Source organism: Rhodoferax sp. (assembly GCF_011391645.1).
In the GTDB taxonomy this organism is placed as follows: Bacteria; Pseudomonadota; Gammaproteobacteria; order Burkholderiales; family Burkholderiaceae_C; genus Rhodoferax.
Genome location: NZ_JAABQC010000129.1, coordinates 1 through 6,421, shown reverse-complemented (window position 1 = coordinate 6,421; position 6,421 = coordinate 1). Strand labels below are relative to the sequence as shown.

The window sequence follows — 6,421 nt, the reverse complement described above, 5'->3', positions numbered from 1 at the left end:
TACCAGGCAGCTTGATCTCGCCGTGCAGCGGTTTGTCGCTCACGCACAGCAGGGTGCCGTAGGGCACGCGAAACCTGAAGCCGTTGGCGGCAATGGTGGCGCTTTCCATGTCGAGCGCCACCGCGCGGCTCTGGCTGAAGCGGCGCTGCGGGCCGTTGTCGGGCAGCAGTTCCCAGTTGCGGTTGTCGGTGCTGGCCACGGTGCCGGTGCGCATGATGCGCTTGAGCTCCGGCCCCTTGAGCTGCGTGACCTCCGACACCGCGCTGGCCAGCGCCACCTGGATTTCTGCCAGCGCCGGAATCGGCACCCACAGCGGCAGTTCTTCGTCAAGCACATGGTCCTCGCGCACATAGCCGTGCGCCAGCACATAGTCGCCCAGCTGCTGGCTGCTGCGCAGGCCGGCGCAGTGGCCCAGCATGATCCAGGCGTGCGGACGCAGCACGGCAATGTGGTCGGTGATGGTTTTGGCGTTGGCCGGGCCGACGCCAATGTTGACCATGCTGATGCCGCTGCCATCAGCGCGCACCAGGTGGTAAGCGGGCATTTGCGGCAAACGCGCCGGAAATTTGGGGTCAGAGCCCAAATTTCCGGTGACGACTACTTTTTCGGTCACCACATTGCCCGGCTCGACAAAAGCCACATAGTCACTCGCGGCGTCCCGCATGGCGGCATGGCCAAGCGCGATGAATTCGTCAATGTAAAACTGGTAGTTGGTGAACAGCACAAAGTTCTGAAAATGCTCGGGCCCGGTGCCGGTGTAATGGCGCAACCGCTGCAATGAATAGTCCACCCGGGGCGCGGTGAAAAGGGACAGCGGCTGGGGCTCGCCAGGGTGCGGCTCGTGGGTGCCGTTGGCAATGCCATCGTCCATCGCGGCCAGGTCGGGCAGGTCAAACACGTCGCGCATCAATTGGCGCCGCTGCGGGCTCAGGCTGCCCTCCACATGGTCGTTCTCGGCAAAGGAAAAATGCACGGGAATGGGCTGGTTGCTGGTGCCCACTTCCAGCGCCATGCCGTGGTTGTCGAGCAGCAGGGTAAATTGCTCCAGGTAGTAGCGCGCGTACAGGTCAGGCCGCGTCAGGGTGGTCTCAAAACGGCCCGGCCCGGCCACAAAGCCATAACTCAGGCGCGCCGATTCGCTTGAACTCTGGCGCGTCACGGTGGCGGTGTGCACCCGCACAAAAGGGTAGCAGGCGCGCGCGTGGCCGGGCAGGTCTTCCCCCGCCACAAAGCGCTGCATCGCCTGGCGCAGGTGGGCAATGCTGTTGTCATAAATGAGCCGGGCCTGCGCCAGGGCGGCAGCCGGGTCGGTAAAGCGCATCGGCGCAATAAAAGCAGGTAGATAAGACATGGGTCTGATTGTTTCACGGAGTCAGGGACCATACATACCGGGTCGTGCCACGGCATGACGCCAAAACTGCCATACTCGGTGCCCGCGAATCCGACACCCACCCAGTCATGCTGAAATTTACCTGTTGCAACGAAGTCCGTCAATTTTCTGAAGCCCCGCAAGCCCGGCTGCTGCGCGGCATCACCCGCGGCTATGAGCGCGAATGCCTGCGCATCGACCGCGGCGGCCAGCTCGCCAAAACGCCGCACCCCGCCGCCTTGGGGTCCAAGTTGACGCACCCCTGGATCACCACCGACTACGCCGAGGCGCTGCTGGAGTTCATCACGCCACCGTCCAGCGAGCCCGGCTTTCCGTTGGAGTTTCTAAAAGACATCCACCGTTTCAGCGCGCAGCAGCTTGAGGGCGAGTTTCTCTGGGCCGGCTCGATGCCCTGCAAGATCGGCACCGACGCCGACATTGCCATTGCCAACTACGGCCCGACCAACGCGGCGCGCTTCAAGATGGTGTACCGCGAGGGCCTGGGGCTGCGTTATGGCCGCGCCATGCAGACCATTGCCGGGGCGCACTACAACTGGTCGCTGCCGCAGGACTTCTGGCTCAGCTTGCGCGACTGCTGCGCCGGCGAGTCCAACCTGCAGGACTTCATCGACAACCGCTACTTTGGCCTGATCCGCAACTTTTTGCGCTATGGCTGGCTGGTGCCTTACCTGTTTGGCGCCTCGCCGGCGCTGTGCCAGTCGTTTCTGCAGGGGCACCCGTCAGACCTGACCGAACTGGCGCCCGGCACGCTGCACGGGCCGCACGCCACCAGCCTGCGCATGAGCGACCTGGGCTACCAGAACCACGCGCAGGACAAGCTCAATATCAGCTTCAATTCGCTGACTGAGTACAGCGCCGGGCTGGAGGCCGCGATCCGCACCCCTGACCCGTATTACGCCGAGCTGGGCGTGCGCGACGGTGCCCACTGGAAACAACTCAGCGACAACCTGCTGCAGCTGGAAGCCGAGTTTTATGCCCCCATGCGACCCAAGCGCATCGCCCCCAACGGCGAGCGCCCGGCCCTGGCGCTGCGCACCCTGGGCGTGCAATACATAGAAATGCGGCTGTTTGACCTGAACCCGTTCATTGACATCGGCATTGCGCCCGAGCAAAGCCTGTTTGCCGACGTGCTGCTGCTGATGTGCCTGTTTCGCGCCAGCCCGCCCATCACCAGCCGCGAGCAAAGCGAAAACGACGAAAACAAGCGCCGCGTGGTCACCCGCGGCCGCCAGCCCAGCCTGCAACTGCTGGTGCACAACCGCGAGCAGCCACTGCGCGAGTTGGCGCATGAACTGTTTGACGTGATGGTGCCTTTTGCCGCCATGCTGGATGTGGCTTATGGCGGGCAGCGTTATCAGGACGCGCTGCAAGACCTGCGCAAGCGCATTGACCAGCCGGAGCTCACGCCTTCTGCCAGGGTGATTGAGGCGGTCAAGCAGCACGGCGGCTACTTCCCCTTTGCTTATGAAATGTCAAAAGCCCATACCCAGAGCCTGCAGGCCACCGCGCTCAGTGCTGGCACACTGGCCCAATTCAAGGCCAGCGTGCAGCAGTCGCTGGCCGCGCAGCAGCAGCTCGACGCCACACCGCAAGGGCCGTTTGAGGACTTTGTGGCGGCTTACTTTGCCTGAACCTGTTTTGGCGGGCTCGTCATTCAACCACCTTGACCACCTGCCCCACCCTCGGTTCGCCGCCAGCATAAAAACCATTGATCAGGCGCAATTGGGCCTCAGCCTGGGGCAGCGGTGAGCTTCTGGCCAACTGGGCAAAGCCCCCGTTGGGGAACGGCGTGGTGCGCAGAGTCCAGGGCCGGGCAGCGGCGCGGTCCTGCGCCGTCATGGCGCGAAAGCTGCCCTGGGCCTGCGCCAAACCGGCTCTGGCCTGCTGCAGCGCGGTGGCATTCTTGCCGGCTGGCACCATCACAAACACCGTGCCCCTGGGGCCGGTGACCAGCGTGGCATCAATCGCCTGATCGCCCTGCTTGCTGGCTCTGCTGCCGACAAACCGCGTGGCCTGCAAGCCGTTGAGGGTCAGTCGCTCGGTGCGGCCCTGGCTGGGTTTGAGCAGGTTGCGGATCACCTCGTCATGGGAGCTGCCCGCCTTGGCCGGCGCCACCTGAATCATCAGCGCGGCATCCCGGGCGGCATTGACCAGCGCCAACTGGCTGGCCTCGTTCTGGATCTTCCAGCCCGCGGGAGCGGTGATGGCGATGCCCATGTCGGCATGGTAAAAATTCTGGCCGCGGGTCAGTCCCTGGTCGGCACTTTCGCCATAAGCCATGCCGGCAATGGCCTGCAGGTAGCGGGCGCGGCCATCGTCGGCGTAATTGCCCTTGAACTGGGCGGCCTGCTGGCTGATTTGCTGCAGCCGCTGGTCGTTGCTCGGGTGCGAAGACAGCCAGCTGCCCGATGTCGGGGCCGCACGTCCCTCGGCACGGGCCTGGTCGGCGGCAAAGCGCTCCTGGCTTTTCAGCGAATTGATCACGTTGACCATGTTGCGCGGGTCATAGTCGGTGCGCGCCAGGTATTCGGCGCCCAGGCTGTCGGCCTGCAGCTCCTGGTCGCGGCTGTAAGAGGCAATATAGCCCGAGGCCACAGTTTGCGACAGGTCACTGGCCAGCCGCCCGGCGCCGCTCACGCCCTGGCTCTCCAGCACCACGCCCAACACACTGGCGGCCAGCACCCCCAGGCCGGCGTCCTGCTGCCGGGTGGCGCGCTGGGCGCCGTGGCGCGCCGTCACATGGCCGATTTCATGGCCCACAACCCCTGCCAGCTCGGCCTCGTTTTGCAGGTAGGCCATGATGCCGCGTGTCACATAGACATAGCCGCCGGGCAGCGCAAAAGCGTTGACCTCAGGACTGTCGAGCACGGTAAAGTGCCATTGCAATTGCCCGCGGTGCGACTGTTTGGCCAGGCGCTGGCCCAGGTTATTCACATAGGCCTGCAGCCGCGCGTCCTTGACCACACCGTATTCCTGCAACACATCTTGGTGTGCCTTGGCGCCCTCGGTCAACTCCATCTGCTCGCTCATCACCGAGCGCTCGGCCTGGCCGCTGACCGGGTTCACGATGGGGCTGCCGCACGCGCCGAGCAGCGCCGCCAGCAACAGCGGCGAGCCAAGGCGTGGTGTGAGTATTTTCATCATGTCGGGTTCTCCTGGTGGATCAACAACAGGCTCCATTGTGCACAGATGGGCCAACCCGATAATCAGGGCATGACAAACACCACCGCCACGACCTTTGACACCCTGCCGCTCAACCCCGCCACGCTGGACAACCTGCAACAACTGGGCTACCTGGCCATGACCCCGATTCAGGCGGCCAGCCTGCCCACCGCACTGGCAGGCATTGACCTGATCGCCCAAGCCCAGACCGGCAGCGGCAAAACCGCCGCCTTTGGCCTGGCGCTGCTGGAGCGCCTCAACCCGCGCCGCTTTGCCGTGCAGGCGCTGGTGCTGTGCCCAACGCGCGAGCTGGCCGACCAGGTGGCGGTGGAAATACGTCGCCTCGCCCGTGCGCTGGACAACATCAAGGTGGTGACGCTTTGCGGCGGCGTGGCGCTGCGCGGCCAGCGCGCGTCACTGGAAAACGGCGCGCACATTGTGGTCGGCACACCCGGGCGCGTGATGGACCATTTGGCGCGCGGCTACCTGGCGCTGGACGCGCTCACCACGCTGGTGCTCGACGAGGCCGACCGCATGCTCGACATGGGTTTTCTGGACGACATCGTGACTGTCACCAAACAATGCCCGCCCGAGCGCCAGACGCTGCTGTTTTCTGCCACCTACCCCGAGGGCATCGAAAAACTGGCTAAACAGTTCATGCGCTCACCCGAGCAGATCACAGTGGCCGACAGCACCGAGAAAAGCCTGATTGAGCAGCGTTTTTATGAAGTGACCCGGCCCACCCGTTTTGAAGTGGTGGCCAAGCTGCTCAACCACTTTCGCCCGGTCAGCACGCTGGCGTTTTGCAACACCAAACAGCAATGCAAAGACCTTGTCACCTACCTGCAGCAGCAGGGTTTCAGCGCGCTGGCGCTGTACGGCGAACTGGAGCAGCGCGAGCGCGACCAAGTGCTGGCGCAGTTTGCCAACCGCAGCACGTCCGTGCTGGTGGCGACTGACGTGGCCTCGCGCGGCATCGACATCAAGGAACTCAGTGCGGTGATCAACGTTGACATCACGCCCGACCCTGAGGTGCATGTGCACCGCATTGGCCGCACCGGGCGCGCTGGCGAAACCGGCCTTGCGTTCAGTTTGGCGGCCATGTACGAAATGGGCGCGGTTGGCAAGATCGAGCAATACCAAAAACTCGAATCCAGCTGGCACAAGGTGGAAGAACTCACACCCACCGGCAAAGGCCCCTTGCTGCCGCCCATGGTCACGCTGCAAATTCTGGGCGGCCGCAAAGAAAAGATCCGCCCCGGCGACGTGCTGGGCGCCCTGACGGCAGACGCCGGCTACAGCCGCGAGCAGATCGGCAAGATTGTGGTGACCGAGTTCACCACCTTTGTGGCAGTGCAGCGCGACATTGCCCGCCAAGCCATGGACAAGCTCAATGCCGGCAAGGTCAAGGGGAAGAGTGTCAGGGTGCGGGTGCTTTGACGGTGCGCGCCTGCTCGGCGGCCACCATGGCGCGCACCACATCGTGCATGTGCATGCCCGCCCGCCAGCCCAGTCTTTCGGCTGCCAGGGCCGGGTTGGCCCGGCTGATTCGCATGTCGGTGGGACGCATCAGCGCGGGGTCGCTGACCACATGGTCACGCCAATCCAGCCCCAGGGCCTGAAACGCTTCGGCCACAAAATCTGCCAGCGCGTGCGTTTCGCCAGTGGCGATCACAATATCCTGCGGTGAATCCTGCTGCAGCATGCGCGCCATGGCGTCCACATATTCTGGTGCCCAGCCCCAGTCGCGGTAAATGTCGAGGTTGCCCAAATGCAGGGTTTCGGTGCTGCCTGCCGCAATACGGCATGCCGCCTTGACAATTTTTTGCGTCACAAACCGCTCGGGGCGCAAGGGTGACTCGTGGTTGA

The 6,421-nt window shown here is 64.0% G+C and carries 5 protein-coding genes; 2 read left to right on the top strand and 3 right to left on the bottom strand.

The features are described 5' to 3' along the window. Nucleotides 1-1,351: AMP nucleosidase (locus GPS82_RS12935; protein WP_296495380.1), on the bottom strand; the 1,351-nt coding region annotated here is incomplete at its 3' end. A gap of 107 nt (nucleotides 1,352-1,458) precedes the next feature. Here GPS82_RS12935 and gshA point away from each other — a divergent pair. Next, complete coding sequence (gene gshA / locus GPS82_RS12930) at nucleotides 1,459-3,021, top strand: glutamate--cysteine ligase (protein ID WP_296495378.1); 1,563 nt, start codon at nucleotides 1,459-1,461, stop codon at nucleotides 3,019-3,021. A 19-nt stretch (nucleotides 3,022-3,040) separates the two neighbouring features. On the opposite strand, the gene GPS82_RS12925 is transcribed toward gshA, so the two are convergent. Then, nucleotides 3,041-4,534 carry a M48 family metalloprotease gene (locus GPS82_RS12925; RefSeq protein WP_296495376.1) on the bottom strand — a complete coding sequence of 498 codons (1,494 nt, stop codon included), beginning with the start codon at nucleotides 4,532-4,534 and terminating at the stop codon, nucleotides 3,041-3,043. Between the two features lie 69 nt (nucleotides 4,535-4,603). On the opposite strand from GPS82_RS12925, the gene dbpA reads away from it, so the two are divergent. After that, entirely contained in the window at nucleotides 4,604-5,992 is a 1,389-nt protein-coding gene (gene dbpA / locus GPS82_RS12920) for an ATP-dependent RNA helicase DbpA (RefSeq protein ID WP_296495375.1), read from the top strand. Here the strand turns inward: dbpA and GPS82_RS12915 are convergent. Beyond that, the coding region (locus GPS82_RS12915) for a GDP-mannose 4,6-dehydratase (protein ID WP_296495373.1) at nucleotides 5,973-6,421 on the bottom strand (449 nt) is incomplete at its 5' end. The genes dbpA and GPS82_RS12915 overlap by 20 nt on opposite strands.